Annotated in this window: 12 protein-coding genes and 4 tRNA genes; 4 read left to right on the top strand and 12 right to left on the bottom strand. The window is 66.5% G+C overall.

Annotated elements, in window-relative coordinates; genetic code table 11:
- Positions 1 to 32 precede the first annotated feature (32 nt).
- Positions 33 to 923 carry an SDR family oxidoreductase gene (locus AB0H61_RS20115; protein ID WP_357306574.1) on the bottom strand — a complete coding sequence of 297 codons (891 nt, stop codon included), beginning with the start codon at positions 921 to 923 and terminating at the stop codon, positions 33 to 35.
- 340 nt (positions 924 to 1263) lie between these two features.
- A complete protein-coding gene (gene nbtS / locus AB0H61_RS20110) occupies positions 1264 to 2577 on the bottom strand; it encodes a nocobactin biosynthesis salicylate synthase NbtS (protein ID WP_357306572.1) in 1314 nt (437 codons plus the stop codon).
- A 303-nt stretch (positions 2578 to 2880) separates the two neighbouring features.
- Here nbtS and AB0H61_RS20105 point away from each other — a divergent pair, with 303 nt between their 5' ends.
- Positions 2881 to 5340, top strand: coding sequence for a glycerol-3-phosphate 1-O-acyltransferase (locus tag AB0H61_RS20105; protein WP_357306569.1), 2460 nt, complete (start codon positions 2881 to 2883; stop codon positions 5338 to 5340).
- Complete coding sequence (locus tag AB0H61_RS20100) at positions 5337 to 6824, top strand: HAD-IB family hydrolase (RefSeq protein WP_357306566.1); 1488 nt, start codon at positions 5337 to 5339, stop codon at positions 6822 to 6824. The genes AB0H61_RS20105 and AB0H61_RS20100 overlap by 4 nt, the downstream gene beginning before the upstream one ends.
- Before the next feature lie 71 nt (positions 6825 to 6895).
- On the opposite strand, the gene AB0H61_RS20095 is transcribed toward AB0H61_RS20100, so the two are convergent.
- The 8 genes from AB0H61_RS20095 to AB0H61_RS20060 all read right to left on the bottom strand — a co-directional run bounded on the left by AB0H61_RS20095 (position 6896) and on the right by AB0H61_RS20060 (position 14868).
- Positions 6896 to 7615, bottom strand: a complete 720-nt coding sequence (locus AB0H61_RS20095) for a polyprenol monophosphomannose synthase (protein WP_357306563.1) — start codon at positions 7613 to 7615, stop codon at positions 6896 to 6898.
- A 127-nt stretch (positions 7616 to 7742) separates the two neighbouring features.
- Entirely contained in the window at positions 7743 to 7925 is a 183-nt protein-coding gene (locus AB0H61_RS20090; RefSeq protein ID WP_357306561.1) for a hypothetical protein, read from the bottom strand.
- A gap of 162 nt (positions 7926 to 8087) precedes the next feature.
- Positions 8088 to 12047, bottom strand: coding sequence for a hypothetical protein (locus tag AB0H61_RS20085; protein WP_357306558.1), 3960 nt, complete (start codon positions 12045 to 12047; stop codon positions 8088 to 8090).
- A 12-nt stretch (positions 12048 to 12059) separates the two neighbouring features.
- Positions 12060 to 12620, bottom strand: coding sequence for a hypothetical protein (locus tag AB0H61_RS20080; protein ID WP_357306556.1), 561 nt, complete (start codon positions 12618 to 12620; stop codon positions 12060 to 12062).
- A 1155-nt stretch (positions 12621 to 13775) separates the two neighbouring features.
- A tRNA-Phe gene (locus AB0H61_RS20075) sits at positions 13776 to 13852 on the bottom strand.
- Positions 13853 to 13910: 58 nt separating this feature from the next.
- Positions 13911 to 13984, bottom strand: a tRNA-Asp gene (locus AB0H61_RS20070).
- 29 nt (positions 13985 to 14013) lie between these two features.
- A tRNA-Glu gene (locus AB0H61_RS20065) sits at positions 14014 to 14086 on the bottom strand.
- 116 nt (positions 14087 to 14202) lie between these two features.
- Positions 14203 to 14868, bottom strand: a complete 666-nt coding sequence (locus AB0H61_RS20060; RefSeq protein ID WP_357306554.1) for a TetR family transcriptional regulator — start codon at positions 14866 to 14868, stop codon at positions 14203 to 14205.
- An 846-nt stretch (positions 14869 to 15714) separates the two neighbouring features.
- Between AB0H61_RS20060 and AB0H61_RS20055 the strand changes: the two genes are divergently transcribed.
- Positions 15715 to 15787 (top strand) — tRNA-Lys (locus AB0H61_RS20055).
- A gap of 278 nt (positions 15788 to 16065) precedes the next feature.
- Here the strand turns inward: AB0H61_RS20055 and AB0H61_RS20050 are convergent.
- Positions 16066 to 16326, bottom strand: a complete 261-nt coding sequence (locus AB0H61_RS20050) for a hypothetical protein (protein ID WP_357306552.1) — start codon at positions 16324 to 16326, stop codon at positions 16066 to 16068.
- A gap of 282 nt (positions 16327 to 16608) precedes the next feature.
- Here AB0H61_RS20050 and AB0H61_RS20045 point away from each other — a divergent pair, with 282 nt between their 5' ends.
- A complete protein-coding gene (locus AB0H61_RS20045; RefSeq protein WP_357306550.1) occupies positions 16609 to 17574 on the top strand; it encodes an acyl-ACP desaturase in 966 nt (321 codons plus the stop codon).
- A 98-nt stretch (positions 17575 to 17672) separates the two neighbouring features.
- On the opposite strand, the gene AB0H61_RS20040 is transcribed toward AB0H61_RS20045, so the two are convergent.
- Positions 17673 to 18332 carry a hypothetical protein gene (locus AB0H61_RS20040; protein WP_357306547.1) on the bottom strand — a complete coding sequence of 220 codons (660 nt, stop codon included), beginning with the start codon at positions 18330 to 18332 and terminating at the stop codon, positions 17673 to 17675.
- Positions 18333 to 18440 lie beyond the last annotated feature (108 nt).

The raw sequence follows: 18440 nt of genomic DNA, 5'->3' as shown, positions 1-18440 counted from the left end.
CGCGCGTATGGGTTCGCTTCCTGCGCGGTGGTCTACGCGTCGATGAAGAGGTCGTTGGCGAGCGCGCCGGTGCCCGGTACGACGCGATATCCGTCCAGGTCGGTGCAGCCGTGGGAAGCGAGGACATCCTCGTCCAAGAGAAGCTGACCGGTGTAGGCCGACGCGGGACTGGTCACGATCATCAGAGCCGCATCGGCACAAATCAAGGGGCTGCGGGACGCGGCGACGGCCGCTGCGCCGCCGAGTAGGTTGCGTACCGCCGCAGTGTCGATTTTGGTCCGGGGCCACAGGGAGTTCACGGCGATGCCGTATTCCCGGAATTCGTGCGCCAAACCGATGGTGGCGATACTGACGCCGTATTTGGACACGGTGTAGGCAACGCCGTTGCCGATGTGCTCGGGATTCATGTTGAGGGGTGGGGACAGCGTGAGGATGTGTGGGTTGCGCCCGGCTCGTGCCGAGGCGCGCAGGTGCGGGAGCGCCAGTTTGGACAGCAGGAACGGGGCGCGGACGTTGACGGCCTGCATGTGGTCGTAGCGGTGCATCCCGATCTGCTCGGCGACGGTGAGATCGACCGATCCGGCGTTGTTGACCAGGATGTCGATACCGCCGAACCGCTCGACAATCTGATCGACCGCATCCGCCAGCGCCTTGTCATCACGCACATCCGCCACCAGCGGCAGCACATCGCCGCCGGCGGCCTCCGCTTCGGCGGCGGCGGCGTGGATCGTGCCGGGCAGTTCGGGGTGCGCTTCCTGGGTCCGGGCGATCATCGCGACGTTCGCGCCCTCCGCCGCGAACCTGATCGCGATCGCCCGGCCGATGCCACGGCTGGCTCCAGTGACGACAGCGGTCCTTCCGCTGAGCAGACCCTCGGTCGAAGTTCTTCGGGCGGACCCGGACGTATGTAGAAGACTGTTCATGGCGGCGGTCCTCTGGCTGGAATAGGCGATCTTGTCGAGTGAGGCTAGCTGGCATTCGTCGGGATCGGGAGCGATCGTTGTCCACAAGTTTTTACAAACGCGATACTCATCCTGCTCACCGGCGAGCACGCACCCACGATCACCATGCTTGTCGTCGGGACGAGTTGCGGCACAGGCGATCCCCGCGCCGAGGAGCAAGAGGCATCAGCTGGCACCGCGAATTGGCCACGCACACTGCGTGACCGGGCCGTCACCACGAACTGATCACTCCGGGAGCGCCTAACCGTCGCCGAGAAGCGAGATCGTCGTCCCGGCGCACGCCGGGACGACGATTAGAGACTCAGGCCTTGACCACGTAAGGCGCTACGCTGCCCAGCTTTTCGCAGGTCTCCTCGAATTCCCGTTCGGGACGGGATTGTCCGACGATACCCGCGCCCGCGCGCAGCCAGGCGCCCTCGGTGGTCTGGTAGACCGCGCGCAGCACCAGCGTGGCCTCCATCGCACCCGTGGGGGAAATCGTCACCACCGCACCGGAATACAGCCCGCGTGGGTCGCCGTCCAGGCGGAATACCGAGTCGACGCCCTCGCGCTTGGGGATGCCGGAGGCGGTGACCGACGGGAAGAGCACCTCGAGCGCATCCCAGCTGGAACGGTCGGCGGCCAGCCTGCCACGCACCGTGGAGGCCAGGTGCTGGACGCTGCCCCGCTCCCGGACCGCCATGAAATCGGATACCGCCGGGGTACCCGGGTCGGCCACCGCAGCGATCTCGGCGAAGGATGTCTGCACCGAAATAGCGTGTTCCACAATCTCTTTGGGGTCGCGGACCAGGTCGGCACGGGCCGCGCTATCGATCTCCGGACCGAGGCCGAAGGCGCGGGTGCCCGCGAGCGGCTCGGTGGTCACCACCCGATCGTCGTCCACCGAGGCCACCAGCTCCGGGCTGAAACCGGCCGCCTCGAGCCCGCCCAGGCGCAATAGGAAGGACCGGGCGGGGGTGTTGTGCGCGCGTCCGAGCCGGTAGGTGGCGGGCACGTCGACCGCGAAGGGCAGCTCGACCTTCCGGGACAGGATGACCTTCTGATAGCGGCCGGAACGGATTTCGTCGACCGCCGCGGCGACCCGGTCCCGGTAGCCGGTCGGGTCGAGCCGGATGTCGGTGGGATGCGCTTGCGGCAGAGCGCTGTCCTGCGAGGCCGCGATCAGGTCATGGATATCGCCGACCTCGGTGGGGGTGGCGCCGGAAATCCGCACACCGGACTCGCCGACGCGGACCTCGATCCGCGGAATCATCAAATGCGCCAACGAGGCTCGCGGATCCAGGTGTGCGGTGGCGTCGAGCGCCCACGCGCAGAATTCGAATCCGATCCAGCCGTATGCCTTTCGGCCCGCCAGCGGCAATCTGCCGAGCGTCTCGTTGAGGACGCTCGCGGGGGTCCCCTCCCACTTGCGGGCCGAGGTCTGCCCTTCCCAGCTCACCCGCAGCTCGTGTACATCCAGTTCGATACTGCCGATCGGGTCGGCGGCGAATACCCATTCCCCCGGACGCTCGTACATGACGTACTCGCCGAACCGATCGGCCGCAGCCAGCCGGGACATCGCTGCCGCCGGATCGGTCACATACTCCACGCGCAAGCGCTCGTCCGTGGTCGACAACGATCCTCCAAGGTTATGCTGGCCTAACTTGTGGAGGTAAGGTTAGCATTACCTCGCCGCTGAGATGGTGTGCTCGCGAACACACGGCATCCCGCCCAGCGGGCCATTTCTGCTGCGCATCAGCAGTTTCCGCACACACCGTAGGCTCCTGCGGGCCCACGGCAACCGCCACGGGCGCACCAGCGGGAAGTTCGGTCGGCGGCCGACCCCTGTGCGGCGAGCCAACTCGCCGCACGGAGTTCCTGCGCGAACGGCCGCGGAGAGATTGAATAGGGGGATCGCCAGTCTGCGGAGGGACCAGCCATGATCGATCACGACGGGGGTGCTCCCGCACCGACTTCGCGAACTACGCCGCCGGGTTCGGTGGTGGCGCTGATCGAGTCGTCCTCGCCGGTGGAACGCGACCTCATCGGCACCTGGCTGGGCGAGGGCGGCTTCGCGGCCGAAATCGGCGCCGACATTCCGGTCACCCAGTTGGACTTGGACGCGGGCGCCATCGCCGCCCGCCTGGTCGGCAGACGCGACGACCCGCTCGTGGTCCCGATCCGGGTGCTGTGGCTGCCGCCGGAACGCGACGGAGTCCGGCGCATCACCTTCGCCGATCTGGCGCTGCTGACCAATCCACGCAAACCCCATCGACTGGCCCAGCGCAGACTGGTGCACCAATCGCCGGATCGGCACGTGATACTCACCGGCCAGCCCGCGCTGCTCAGCGAACTGCGACTCAACAACCCGGAGGCCTACGCGATGATGGCCGCGGGCTCCGCCGAACCGTTCGCCCGCGCCATCGTGCGCGCCGCGGTGGTCGCGCTGGAACGCGCCGAGCGATCCATCATCGGCGACCGGTACAAGGTGCCGCGGCTGGTGGCCGAGGAAATCCTGGACTCCCCCGAATTCCTGCGCAGGCTCGAACTCATCGCCGACCAGATCGGCGCCGCACCGCAGGAGGTGTACCGGCGGGCGGAGAAGGCGCTGAACGGACTCGTCGCCGCGCAGAGCCGCTTGGTCTCGGACCTGTTCACCCAGGCCATGCGGCCGGTACACGCCTCGACCTGGAAGGTCGACACCGAGGAATCCGGATTGGCCGCGCTGCGCGCGCTCAACCGCAGCCACCCGCTGGTCTTCCTGCCCTCGCATCGCTCCTATGTGGACGCGTTCGTACTCGGCGACGTGCTGGCCCGCAATGATTTTCCGCCGAACCACGTGATCGGCGGGGCCAATCTGAGCTTCTGGCCGATGGGGCCGATCGCCCGCCGCACCGGCGCCGTCTTCATCCGGCGCAGCTTCGGCGACGACGAGGTCTACAAGGCGGTGGTCGAGGAGTACTTCGCCTATCTGCTGGCCAAGCGCTTCAATCTGGAGTGGTACTTCGAGGGCGGGCGCACCCGCACCGGCAAGCTCCGGCCGCCGCGCTACGGCCTGCTGAACTATCTTGCCGCCGCGGTCCGCGCGAACCGGATCGACGACGTCATGCTGGTCCCGGTCTCGATCACCTACGAACGCCTCAACGAACTCGGCGCGATCGCCACCGAACAGGTCGGCGGGAAGAAGAAGCCGGAGGGGCTGGCCTGGCTCGCGCGGTATGTGCGCAGCCAGCAGCATTCCGCCGGGCACGTCTACGTCCGGTTCGGCGACCCGCTATCGGCGCGCGAACGGCTGGCGGCGAATGGCGATCCGCTCAGCGCGCCCTCGATCTCCATTCCGCTGCACCGGACGGATTCGGCGCAGGTCGAAGCCATTTCGATGGCGGCCGACGACGAAACGGCCGAACTCGAGCGAAAGGCGGTGCAACGGCTGGCCTTCGAGATCGCCGTCGGCATCAACGCGGTCACCCCGATCACCGTGAACGCGCTGGCCACGCTGGCCCTGCTCGGTGTGGACGAACGCGCCCTCACCCTCGGCGAGGTGCGCACCCTGCTCGCCCCGGTGCTCGGCTATATCGACAAACGCGGGCTGCCCAGCGGCGAACTCGCCGCGCTGCGCGACGAACAGAGCCTGGCCGTGGTGCTGGAACAACTCTCACTGGCCAAGGTGGTCACGGTGTATCGCGGCGGACTGGAGCCGGTGTACTCCATCGAATCCGGGGCTCACCTGGAGGCCGCCTTCTACCGCAACAGCGCCGTGCACTGGTTCATCAACCGGGCCATCCTCGAGCTGTCGATCCTGGCGGCGGTGGAATCGCCCGACAGCGATCAGCTGAGCACCGGCTGGGACGAGGCCTACCGGTTGCGCGACCTGTTGAAGTTCGACTTCTTCTTCCCCGACCGCTCCGAGTTCACGGCCCAGATGACCGCCGAAATGCGGCTGGTCGACCCCGATTGGCTCAACCACACCCGCCGGGACACCTTCGGGACCGACGTGCTGGCGAAGTTGACCGCGTCCGGATTCATGATGGCGCACCGCGTGCTGCGATCGTTCGTCGACGCTCAGCTCGTGGTGGCCGAACGCCTCGCCGCCCGCGATCCGGCGGTCGAGATCGACCGCAAGCAATTCCTCGACGAATGCCTCGCGGTCGGCAAGCAGATGCTGCTGCAGCAGCGGCTGCACAGTCCGGAGTCGGTATCCACCGAACTGTTCACCAGTGCGCTGAAGCTCGCCGACAATTACGGTTTGCTGCGACCCGCGGACCTCGACTCCGCCGAGGATCGCGCCGAGTCGACCCGGCGCCGCAACGAATTCGCCGAGCAACTGCGCACTATCGGCGCGCTCATCTCCCGCGCCGCCACCCTCGATCCGTCGAATCGGCTGGGGCCCGCCCAATGAGGGGCAGCGCGGCCGCACAGCCCGGCGATGCCTTCGCGCGGGCGTCGGCCGATACCCCGCGGACGCTCGAGGCACTGCTGGCGGCGATTCGATCCGGACCGCGTGGCCCCGAAATCGCCGCGGTCTTCGACTTCGGCGGCACCGTTGTCGACGGTTTCACCCGGCCGCCGTTCTTCCGGCGGCTGTTGCGGCGCGGTACCGGCGAAGCCGCCGCGACCCTGCTCGGCGGCATCCGCAACGGCCTCACCGACGGCGAGTACAGCCGGTTCCTGCAACAGGCCTCGCAGGCGCTGGCCGGCCTGCCCGAGACCGAACTCGACGAGCTCGGCGAACAACTGTTCCGGCACGCCATCTACGGGCATCTCTACCCGGAGGCGTGGCAATTGATCCGGACCCACCGGGCGGCCGGACATACCGTGGTACTGGCCAGCGCGCTGACCCGATTCCAGGTCGAGCCCGCCGCCGCCGAACTCGGCATCGACCATCTGCTCTACACCTCGATGGCGATCAGCGACGGCGTGCTGACCGGATACGTCGACGGAAAGACACTGTGGCGCAACGGCAAGGTCGACGCGGTACGCGCCTTCGCGGCCGCCCGCGGCATCGATCTCGCCCACAGCTATGCCTACGCCGATACGGCCGCCGACCTGCCGCTACTCGCCGCGGTGGGGCATCCGGTGGTGGTGAATCCGGAGCGCACCCTGAATGTGGCCGCCGCCGAAAACGATTGGCCCGATCTGACCTTCCGGCCGAGGCGGTCGCCCGGCCCCGGGGATTACCTGCGCACCATCGCCGGATTCGCCGCAATGCTCGGCGGCGCGGTATTCGGGGTGCTGTCCAAGTCCTACACCCGGCAACGGCGCAAGATGGCCGACGCGCTGATGGCCAACGGCACCGGCGCCACCCTCCGGGTGCTCGGCGTGCGACTGCGGGTGACCGGCGTGGAGAATGCCCGCGCACCTCGGCCCGCGGTCTTCCTGTTCAACCATCAGAGTCAGTTCGACGTGATCATCGTGCCCAGGGTGCTCGAGGGCGGGGTCACCGGGATCGGCAAGAAGGAGTTGACCCGCAATCCGATCTTCGGGCCGCTGATGCGGTTCGTCGGCGTGACATTCATCGACCGCGCCGATACGACGCAGGCGAAGGCACAGCTCGCGCCGGTGGTGGAGACGCTGCGGGGCGGATTGTCGATCGCGATCGCCCCCGAGGGAACCCGCTCGTACACGCCGGAAGTCGGGCGCTTCAAAAAGGGTGCGTTCCATATCGCCTACCGGGCCGGGGTGCCGGTTATTCCGGTGGTGATCCGCAACGCGGGCGAAATCTCCTGGCGGAATTCGATGATCGCGCGCAAGGGGACGGTGGATGTCGCGATCCTGCCGCCGATCGACGTGGCGGCGTGGGATCCGGACGAGATGGACGCCGAGGTCGAGGCGGTCCGGCAGCGCTATATCGACACCCTGTTGCACTGGCCGTCCTCGCGGTGAGTGCGCGCAATGACGCGGGGCCCCGCATCCGATCCGGATGTGGGGCCCCGCGTCGTTCGATCAGCGGTATATCAGACCGAGCGGCCGAACAGCAGCTTCCACGGCATCAGCGCCGACTCCAGCTGCACCTTGAGGCTCATCTTGGAGGCGCCGACGGTGCGCTCCTCGAACCGGATCGGCACCTCGGCGATCGCAACGCCCTTCTTGACGGTGCGGTGGTTCATCTCGACCTGGAACGAGTAGCCGTTGCTGCGGATCGAGGCCACGTCGATGGCGCGCAGCGTATCCGCCTTCCACGCCTTGAAGCCCGCGGTAGCGTCCTTCACTCCCAGCCGCAGGATCAGGTTGACGTAGAAGTTGGCCCAGGCTGAGAGGGCCTTGCGGTACCACTTCCACTCCTCGGCGGTGGAGCCGCCCGGCACATACCGGGATCCGAGCACCACGCCGGCTTCGGTGGTCTGCAACTTCTCCAGCATCGCCGGAATCACCTCGGCCGGATGCGACAGATCGGCATCCATCTGGATGACCACATCCGCGCCTTCGTCCAGCGCCCGTGTGATACCCGCCACGTAGGCGCGGCCGAGGCCGTCCTTCTCGGTGCGGTGCAGTACGCCGACCACATTCGGTAGCTCGGCCGCCAGTTTGTCGGCGACCTCACCGGTGCCATCCGGCGAATTGTCGTCCACCACGAGCACATGCAGGTCGGGCACTGGCAGCGCCGTCAGCCGCTCCACCGCAACCGGCAGATTCTCCCGCTCGTTGTAGGTCGGCACAACAACGGTAACCCTCAAGGGTCGCCCTCCCTGCTCGCCTGTTCCAGCCCGCAGCCCACGCCGGACCGCCGAGCATTTCGGTTGATTTCTGAGAAACCGTACTTGATGAGCCTGACGAGTACCTGAGGGGTATTACGCAGTGAGTTCAATCACCCTCGCGCCACGAGCGGTCCCGAGCGTCCTCCCGCTCGTTGCGCGCCCGCACGATATCGAGCGCCCGCTCGGCCGTCGCCTGGTCCGGATAGGGCCCCATCCGATCCCGGAACCAGCATTTCATCCCTAGCTCAGCGCGCTGATGCTTCAAGCAGTAATACCACTTTTCCGCCATACCCCCAGCATCCCACCGATCACCATCCCGCCGAAGTATTTCTCCCCGTCGGTGTCACCCGAACCGCGAGTGCCGCCCGAACCGCGCGAGACACTGCCGGACCCGCTGCACATCCTGCGGAGCGCCGCTGAGATTCTCGGCGACGGATCGCGAGGGCGGGCATCAGTGCGGCAGTTCGATCGATATCAGTCCGTGGACGCCGCTGAGGATGAGGATGTGGGGGTTATTGGGGTGGGTACAGATCGCGAAGAGGTGGCCGCTGGTGTCGAAGCGCACCGTTGGCTGGGTGTCGCCGAGGTAGCTGACGGTCAGTTCGCCACGGCCTCCGGCACCGACCAACCGGATCCGGCCATCGAGTTCGTCGACTCGCAGTGCATCCACGGCGCCCGGATACAGGGGGATCCAGGCGCCGGGGGTCAGCGACTCCAGATCCCAGATCCGGATGCCGGAAATCGTTGCGGCATAGATTGTTTCGCGCCCGGCGACGCCGGTGTGCCCCAAGGACAGGTACGGCCGGAAACGGCCGCCCTTGCGTTCCAGCCAGACCGGATCCGGCACGTCCCCGCTCAGCTGTTTGGCCTTCTCAGCGCCCCAGTAGGCCAGATCGGCGCGGTTCCTGGCGTCCTCGGCCGCCACCAGATAGTCCGCCCGCACCCATTGCGACTGGTCCTCGGGCAGATTCGGTGGCGGCGGGTCGGTGTCGTCGTCGAGGATTCCGTCCGGATCTATCAGCGGCGCACCGATCTGTGTGCCGCTGTGCAGATCCCACAGCCGCATGGTGCCGTCGTCACTGCCGGAGAGCAGGCGCGGAGGCGATCCGAACAGTCCCGATCGACGCGGCGGCAGGAACAGCACCGCCTGCACCGTCGCGAGGTGCCCGACGAGGGTATGCATGCACGCGCGGCTCGCCACATCCCAGATTCGGATCGTGTGGTCGCCGCTGGCGGACGCGAGCACCAACCGCTTGCCGATCCGGCCGAATGTCAGGGCCACGATATATCCGCTGTGACCGGTGAGCCTCCCGACCATCGAAGCACCGGCCGCGCTCAGCGATACCAGGGCGACGGTGTTGTCGAACCCGCCGGTGGCAATGAGGAGTTCCGCATCGGATTCGACCGAGGCCACGCAGCGAATGCCGTTCTGCCGGGTATTGATAGGCACGCCGATCGGCTCACCACTGTCCACATCCCATTGGCGCAGATTGCTGTCGGACCCACCCGACACCGCGATCGGACGTCCGGCCACCACGCCCGTCGTCACGCCGTGGACCGTCGTCGTATCCGGCGGTTCCACTCGGTCGGTCGCGACCGACATCAACTCCGCGACCGGCCAGATATTGACCACTTGGTCGTAGCCGGCGGACACCAACGCGACCTCGCCCCGGAACCGGGTCGTCGCCAGCGCCGTGATCGAACTGTCGTGCGGTTTCGGGACGCCGGCGAGTCTGCGGCGGTCCGAAAGCGCATAGAGATTCAGCGACTGCCCACCGACGGCCAAGATGTCACCCGGCAATACCGCGAGCGCGCGCAGCGCCTCGGGATCGGCCGCGATCGGCTCACCGATATGGCTGCCGTCGTGCGGATTCCAGAAACGAACCATGCCGTCGTCACCGGCGGTGATCACGACCGTCTGATCCGCTACCGTGACCGTGACCAGCGCATTGACATTGTGGAAGGCCTCGATGACCTCCTCGGGTTCCTGTTCGTAGATCGGCGTGACACCGAAATCGACCGGGACATCGCCGAGATGCAGGACCGCGACCCGGCCGAATTGATCGCCGATCACCACCGCAGGCACGCCATCGAGCGAGGTCATCGTGAACGACTCGGGAGTGCCGTATTCGAACGGGTTGAACACCGCGCGTGGTTCGCCGGTGGCGAGATCCCAAACCATCACCACCCCATCCCGATCCCCGGCGACCGCGAACGCTTGATCATCGAGATCGACGACCGCGACCGCGGACAGTTCGGCGGGCGTACCGAGGACGATCGGTTCCGCGGTGATCCGTCCCGATACGACCAATCGAGGCAACCTGCCGAAACCCGCTCGACCCGACAGCGGCGGAAGACTCGGCGCTCCGGTGACGGGATCGAAGATATGCACCCGCCCGTCGTCGGCCCCGATGACGGCTACTATCCGGCCGAAGGCCGTGCCGAGATTCAGTACCACCGGCGGGCCGACCACCACAGCGAGATCGAAGGCCCGCGAGACCAGCCCGGTGCCACGGTCGACGGTTCGCACGACGCCGTCGCCGCCGAGCAGCACGATCTCGTCCGATTCGGGATCGGCCGCCATCGCCACCGGATAGGTGTCGCCGAACCGGCCGAGCCGATGGTGCGGGTGCCACAGCCACGAACGCAACCACCGCACCGAGAGGTCGCGTTCCACGTCCAGGGCGGCCAGACCTTCGGTGAGCGGATCGACGCGCTGCTGCCGCGCGACCAACTCCAGGTGGCCCGGACGTTCCCGAACGGGTCGACCCGAGAAGCGCCGGGCCGCCGCTTCATAAACCCAGCCCGCGGCCTTGGCGTCGGCGCTCTGGAGCAGCGGAAGCTCGCGCAACAGCACGTCCGGTTCCGCGGCGACCAGGAATCCGGGATCGAGCACCAGCTCATCGAGCCCGCCCGCGGCCGCGGCATGCACCGCCAGGTACCGGCGGATATACGGATCGGCCGTCAGCCAGGCGACACCCCCGCCGAACCGGCGTCGCGCCCGCACGGTGATCCGGTTGTGCCAGTGCGCGGAATCCACCCGCAACAGCGGGTCCGTCCGCTCGGACTCCAGGAATTCGCGGAAACTCTCGTGATAGAGCTGATATCCACCGTCCACCTCGTCGAGGAACTGGGCCAACCGCGTCATCGCCGTCGCGATCCACTCCGCCGCCACCGGTAGCCCGACCAGTTCGGCGGCCGCCTTCGGCGTCAACGGCTCCTGCGCCAAGGCGAATGCCGCGAGCAGCGGGTGATACAGCGCACCCCACGCCGGAGCCCACTGTTCCGGATCGCTCGATACCGCGACAACCGTCTGCGCCCCCTCGTAGACCAGTCCGAGGAAGAAGGCGTAGAGGTCGTTCATCTCACTCGGCAATTCCGCCAGCCGAGCCAGGGCGGCCAGATCGCCGTGCCGGTCGTTGGCGCTCGCGTCGAGCACGGCGCGCACCACCGATCGGGCGTACTGGAAACTGCCGTCGGCACGCTCGGCCACATCCGCCAGGAATTTCTCGGGTACCAGATCCACCGCGCGCAGCCCGGCGCCGAGCAGCGGCTCGACCGCCGCCACCCGATTGGTATAGCGGCGCAGATCCCGATCGACCTCCGTGCTCTCGTCGCCGATCACCAACTCGCGCAACCAGCGCCGCTGCGCGGCCCGGAACCGGGCCAGCAGATCCCGGTCGGGTCGCGCGGTCACCACCACCCTGATGTTGGCGGGCAGTTCGGGACAGACGGCCAGCCAGGTGAGCACATCGGCAACCTGGTCGCGGGGCAGATAGCGCAACTCGTCCAGCCCGTCGATAACGACCAGAACCCTTGTCTCCGGTCGGATTCGGGCCAGCGCGAGGGCCGGTGCCAGCAACGCGAGGTACTGGAGGTTCTCGAAATCCATCAGCCGTTCGTCGGCGACGATCCGGCTGGCCTCGACCGCGACGACCTCACCGTCGATCTCGTCGGCCAGCTGCGATATCACCGCCGATGTCGCCGCGAACGGTGAGACGACCAGATCCTCCACCTTGACACCGACCATCCGGCCGCCTCGGCCGACCCGACCGGCCTGCTGTTCGATCACCAGCGTCAGCGCATCGGTCTCGAAAGCCTCGGGATGCAGCACGGCGAACTGGTGTCCGAGAGTGAGCAGGACCGAACGCACGTCACCCGCGGACGCCCGCGACATGCTGTCGCGGCGGACGAAGTAGCGCAGCGCGCTCGGTTCGTGTTCGGCCAGCCAGGCCGCGAAGGCCGACTTTCCGCAGCCGGGTTCGCCGGTCAGCAGTACGAATCGGCAGTCGGGTTCGTCGAGCAGTTCGGTCACCGCTTCGGCGAGCCAGGAGCGTTCGATGAAGAACCGATCGAGATATGTTTCGACAAGTGGCCGATAGAACAGGTCGCCGACTGTGACTCCGGTCATTGTATTCCCCCGTCAGCCGCCGATTCGGTCCGCGTCTACTCCGATCGCCCGGCCATCCGGCCCGACATCACCGGCTTTGGTGCGCACGTCGATATCGGCGGCGCCGATGATCCTGGCCCGCAAGCCCGCGAGATATCCGTCCACCCGTTCGGCTTCCACCGTGACCCGAATCGAGGTGCCGGACTTGTCGCGGCGCTCGCCCCGGAAGGTGATCCGCTGCCTGTAGACCAGTTCCAGCAGCCCGCGCAGCGCCTCGACCCGCTCCACCAGCCTCCGGTCCGCCGGATCCACGTCGGCGAGGTGCTGCGCATAGCGCGACAGCTGGTCGTAGAGCTGTTCGAACTCGTCGACCCGCGCCTCCACCAGATCGAAATCGATGGGAGTCGAACGCAGTTCACCGTCCAGTACCTCACCCCCGCCTCCTGGCAGCACCGCGGCCCCCGCCTCAGCGCCCCCCGCCGCCTGCCTTTCCCGTCGACGCTTCAGCACCTCGGTCACCTGCGCGTACAGAAAGGTAATGCCCTGTGTGAGCGCAACCGCTCCCAACCCCGCCAACGTCAATGGATCCGTCATTACGACTCCTCCCGAGTAATGCCAGCCCCCAATTCTGGCCCAACGCAACGGAGGCCGCGCTCCGTTCGACGAGAACCTGCCCGAAAGTCCCAGTCGCGCGCCGAGACTGTCACAGGGGAGCGGCCAGCAGCCCCACTCCGCGAACAAACCGGAGAAGCTGGCCAGGCTCGCAGGCCTATCGCCCGATGCCGTCATCACCACCATGACCGATCTCGGCTCGGCGTTCGCCGACTGAACCTGCGATCCGCGTCGGGCAGATTTGACCCGGAGCAGGACAAATCTGTCCAACGATTGATACATTCGACTGGTCACGTGAGTGATGCCGAGAGGTGGGACGCCGTTGGCCCGACGCCCCACCGGATGGGTCAGCTAGCCCGCACTCGGCGGACCAAGACGAGAGCCCCGGCGATCACGGCAGCAACGATCAAGCAGATGCCGTAGTCGACCGGGGCCTCTTGCTTCCTCCGGCGATGTTTCGCCATCCCCACCACCTCCTCCCTGGGCGCGATGTCTGGACCAACGTCCACCGCCCCTCGGCAGGAGGTGCGGTCACCCTACTGCCCGCCGCAGCACGGCATGCCATGAACCGCAGCCCATCCACATCCGAATCACCAAGCGCCCAAGCCGGTTCGGCGCGACTAATACACCCGATCGCCTAACGCGATCGTTCCCGAATTCCGACATACCGGATCAAGGGGCGGCGCCAGGCAACCGCCCTCCTCCGCGGAGCGGCATACACCGACGCGGCTCCCCCTGCTGACCGGCACACCCACCCCGGGGGCGTCGGCGCCCTCTCCCCCCTGCTCAGTTCGCGAACGGACCACTGCGCGATCTCCGGCCGCGTGGCTCTGGTGGATGGTGGCCTACATGGTGATCCCGCGCCACTCACGCCCCGAAAGCGCTCCTCCGTCGCGTCGGCACGCCGATGGGCAAGCCCACCCTTGATCTATCAGCCTCTGCGCGCAAGGCAAGCGGGAAGCCAGCCCCCGGTGTGCACAGCCGCCATCGAGCAGGGCCAGACCCATTCAGGCCGTGCAACACAGGTGCGACATGTCCTGGTATTCGGCGGGCAAACCACGGTCGAGCGACGACCGACGCCCCCAGTGGGTGTAGACAGCAAAAATCCCTCTGACCAGGTGTTCTGGTAGAGGGATTTGGTGGCCAGGGCCGGGATCGAACCGGCGACCTTCCGCTTTTCAGGCGGACGCTCGTACCAACTGAGCTACCTGGCCGCAGGCACCCGTACGGAATGCCATACGCGAAGCGCCGGATTTCTCCGGCGCCAACTTGCGACCCTGACGGGACTCGAACCCGCGACCTCCGCCGTGACAGGGCGGCGCGCTAACCAACTGCGCCACAGGGCCTTGCGTTGCTACCAACGATCCGAAGACCGTACCCCCTACGGGATTCGAACCCGCGCTACCGCCTTGAAAGGGCGGCGTCCTAGGCCGCTAGACGAAGGGGGCTCGTCCCGGATTTCTCCGGACCGGCTGTCAACGGTTGTCCGTTGGGAGCTCGCATAGCTTATGACAGGCTCGACGCGTTTCCCAAATCGGCTGGTCAGAGCACCTACACAAGCCAGTCAGAGCGCTAGCCCGAGTTCCTCCAGCCGGGCGGTGGCGCGCCAGCCGTCCACCCGGAACCTCTCGGCCCACTGCGGGGTGGACATGGATTCGACCACCACCTCGAGGGCTTCCTGGAACCGCGAGCGCAGATCGACCGCGCCGCCGAACAGGTCCACCATGTAGCGCTGGCCGGCCAGGGCGGCGGTCAGGGTGCGAGTGAACCGGTCGGGGTCGGCGTCGGTGCGCAACTGCCCGTGCTCGACGGCCCGGACGACGAGCACCCGGGTGGCGCGACCAAGTATCCGGCCGCCGCCGGTCTGCACGTCGCGATAGAAGTCCGGTTCGATGATGAGCCGGTACTCCGCTTGCACGATGATGTCGTGCTCGAGTCGCAGCGCCATCTCGTCGATCATCCCGTGCAGGGTGTCGAGTGGTCCGAGATCCGTTCGCGCGAGCCAACGTTCGGCCGAGGAGCGGTAGCGCTCGACCGCCGTCTCCAGTACCGCGCGCGCCAGATCTTCCTTGGAATCGAAATGAAAGTACATGGCGCCCTTGGTGGCGCGTGAACCTTCCAATATGCGGTTGAGCGATGCAGCGGCATAGCCGCTCTTCCCGAACTCAACGGCGGCGGACCTGATAATCGCCGCACGTGTCCGGCGGGCCCGCTCTTGCTGCCGTGCCATGCTCGAAACGCCTCCGAAGCCTACTCGCCGCCATTCGGTGCCCCCCAAAGGAACGGACCCATGGCGCGAAGTTATGAGTTTTATCAATACTTCAAACCGGGTTTTCGCCCAGTTTCAAACTTTCGGTACGAAAACTTGCGAAAAACCTGAAACACACCAGCTGGTATAGTTTTCCTGCCCGGGTGCGCCGCAGGGGGTGCGCACCCGGGCATTACTTCTTCTCGGATCAGCCTCCCGCGGCGTCGAGTCCAGGGGCGCGAACGGCCGTACCGGTCGCGACACGTTCGGGCACAACAACGATAAGCCGAATTCCGGGTCCCCGGGCGATTCGCCGATTCTTCCGGAATTCACCAAGGCGTCACCGTACCCGGAATCATCACCCGACACGCGGCAAACCGGGGAGTCAGATAGCCGATTCAACCGGATATCTGTTACAGCAAACATCTCGCAACAAGAAAAGATGGCTTGCCAGATTTTCGAATTCGGCGGCGTCGCAGTGGCGTTCACCAGAGCCGACCGGCCCGCTCAACGGCCACCCATCGGCCATGTGACATCCACCCACGCCGTCGACGCACTCCCCCGAGCTCCGGACCGACTCCCCCCGCAAATCCAAAGGCTTTGCTAGGCAACATCATTCGATGATATCCATGTCGGGCCGAAATGAACAAAGCTGGGCACCAAATGTTTACCGGCATCATCGCGCGGCTCGTGACCATTGTTACCCAGTGCGACATCACGACTCGTCGTCATCCGGCCTACCCGTCCCGGCCCTCGACGTTGCGCGCTCGACTCACCCACTCCCCGGATTGGGGGTTCGGCACGACGCCTACTACACTTGCCCAGCGCGCCCCTATAGCTCAGTTGGTAGAGCTACGGACTTTTAATCCGCAGGTCGTAGGTTCGAGCCCTACTGGGGGCACCCCGTCAGGCGTCCGGTGCACCGGACGCCTGACCGGTTTCCGGGCCGGGCGCGGAGCGACACGGGCCGTACAGCAACGACGAATGCCCACACTTCACGCGTGCTTCCCCTACCCCGAGCCGGTCCCGGGCGTACCCGGGGCATCCCTCGGCAAGGGCGGAGCCGGTGACTTCTTTCGACAGATCGCCGAGAGGCCGGGCGTCGGCAGGGCCGCGCAGAACACGGTGCGGCGACGCGCCCACCTCGCTCGGCGAACTACAGGCCGGTGCCACCCGGCTTTAGGGTGCGGCCTCGCCGATCGGGGCGATCGACAGGCGCTGCCGATCCTCGGCCCGATCGCGGCTCGCCCATCCGACCGAGCAGCTGACCGACGGCGGCGCGATCGGCGACATTCCGAACGGCCTCCTCGGCGGCAACGGTGGCAGCTCGGCGAGGCGCTGACCGAGAACGACGATGGCGCGCCGGGGAACGTGCTCGGCGGCCAGTTCGGCGGCAAGCGCCGACCGGCGGCCGATGCGCCGCTGTGCCCGCGCTAACAACTCTCGGCCCGTAGCGATAGACCGGTCGCCGCAGATGGAAGTCACAGCGTGCAGGGAGAGAACTCACAGCATGCTGGCACGGCAATGACCGCGACGGGACTTACACTCGAAGACGTCACCGAACGTCGACGAAGACGTATGAAGTGCATCACCGGACGTCGATTTGTCGAACGGATGCGTTTCGCATCACACCTACGGTGCCGTAAGGTATGGCCGCATCGGCACGGTCTACCTTGGGGGAACGACCTGCAAGCGTGCACGCACTCACTGAAGGGCTATTACATGGCAAGGGATCTGACTCAACTCGAGCTGCTCACGGAGTTGGAGCCGGTTGCCGAAGAAAACGTCAACCGGCACCTCTCCATGGCAAAGGAATGGCATCCGCACGACTACGTCCCGTGGGATGAGGGCCGCAACTTCGCGGCACTCGGCGGGGCGGATTGGGATCCTGAGCAGTCCCGTTTGAACGAGGTCGCGAAGGCGGCCATGATCACGAACTTGCTCACCGAGGACAACCTCCCCTCCTACCACCGCGAGATCGCCGAGAACTTCTCGCAGGACGGCGCCTGGGGCACCTGGGTGGGCCGCTGGACCGCCGAGGAGAACCGGCACGGCATTGTGATGCGCGACTACCTGGTGGTCACCCGCGGTGTCGATCCGGTGGCCCTCGAAGAAGCGCGCATGATCCACATGACCAACGGATTCGCCTCTCCCACCGAGGCCGACGCCGGCTTCCTGCACTCGGTCGCGTACGTCACCTTCCAGGAGTTGGCCACCCGGGTCAGCCACCGCAACACCGGCAAGGTCTGCGACGACCCGATCGCCGACCGCATGCTGCAGCGCGTCGCCGCCGACGAGAACCTGCACATGATCTTCTACCGCAACATGTGCGGTGCCGCCCTCGACCTCTCCCCCGACCAGGCCATCGAGGCGATCACGCTGATCCTGGAGAACTTCCAGATGCCCGGCGCGGGTATGCCCAACTTCCGCCGCAACGGCGTGCTGATGGCCAAGCACGGCATTTACGACCTGCGCCAGCACCTCGAGGAAGTGGTGCAGCCGGTGCTGAAGAAGTGGAACATCTTCGAGCGCACCGATTTCACCGCGCGCGGTGAGGCGGTTCGCGAGCGGCTCGGCGTGTTCTTGGACAGGCTGGGCCAGGACGTCATCAAATTCGAAGAGCAGCGCGACCGCATGCTGGCGCGCGAGGCCAAGAAGCGCGAGCTGGCCGGAGCCAGCGCGGGCTGAATCCAGCAAACATCAAAGGCCGCCAGCAAACTCGGCGAAATATCAGCGCGCCGGCACCGGAAAATCCGGTGCCGGCGCGCTGGCGTTCGAGCCGGTAATTACTTCAACGGCAGTGCGCCGTCGACTCCGCCGACATCGGTGATCTTCCAGTCGGAGTTCTTATCCAGGGTGACGTTGTAGGTGACCGTGGTCTGCGCACCGCTCGGGCTCTGTGCATTCGTCGAGCTGACGTTCACGAAAACATTCACCTTGTAGACGCCATTGTCGTCGGAGATCACCTTGGCGGTGATCGGCGACGCCGTCGAAGTCCACTTCAACGGCACCAGAATCTGCTCCAGTTTCGGCGCGGTGGCATCGAATTTGTTCGACAACTGCGGAGTGGTGTTGGCCTTCAGCTTGGCCACCCAGCCGTTGATGTCCTGGTAGTTGACCGTCGCCGCCCCGATCGCGTAATCGGTGGATACTTGTTCGGCTTTTCGGGCGAGGGCCGCCTGCGTGTTCTTTTCGTCGAGGTCGCTCTTCGCGGACAGCCACAGAAATCCGAATACCGCGCACAGCACGACCAGAACGGCGACGGCCGCGCCCCACCGCACCGAAGCCAGCGGGATCGATACCGTGGCGCCGGACGGTCGCTCGGTGGGGAACGGCGGACTCGGCGCGGCCGCATCCCGCTTATCCATCCGCACCGCGTCCGGGGCGGGTGTCCGCCGCTCGTCACTGGGCGTGCCGGATGTGGTGTCGTCGTTCTGCTCTGCCATTGGTCCTCTCCATGGTCCGGTTGCCGAGTTCGGCGGGCGCGACATCCTTCCGATCGCGCTCCGCGACCCGTCCTCGCCACTCAGGGCCCTGCATTGCCCGAGGTGCCA

The sequence above is a fragment of the Nocardia sp. NPDC050710 genome, from assembly GCF_040654375.1.
GTDB lineage: Bacteria > Actinomycetota > Actinomycetes > Mycobacteriales > Mycobacteriaceae > Nocardia.
The sequence above is the reverse complement of the archived record's forward strand: the minus strand, read 5'-3'. Positions and strand labels throughout refer to the sequence as shown.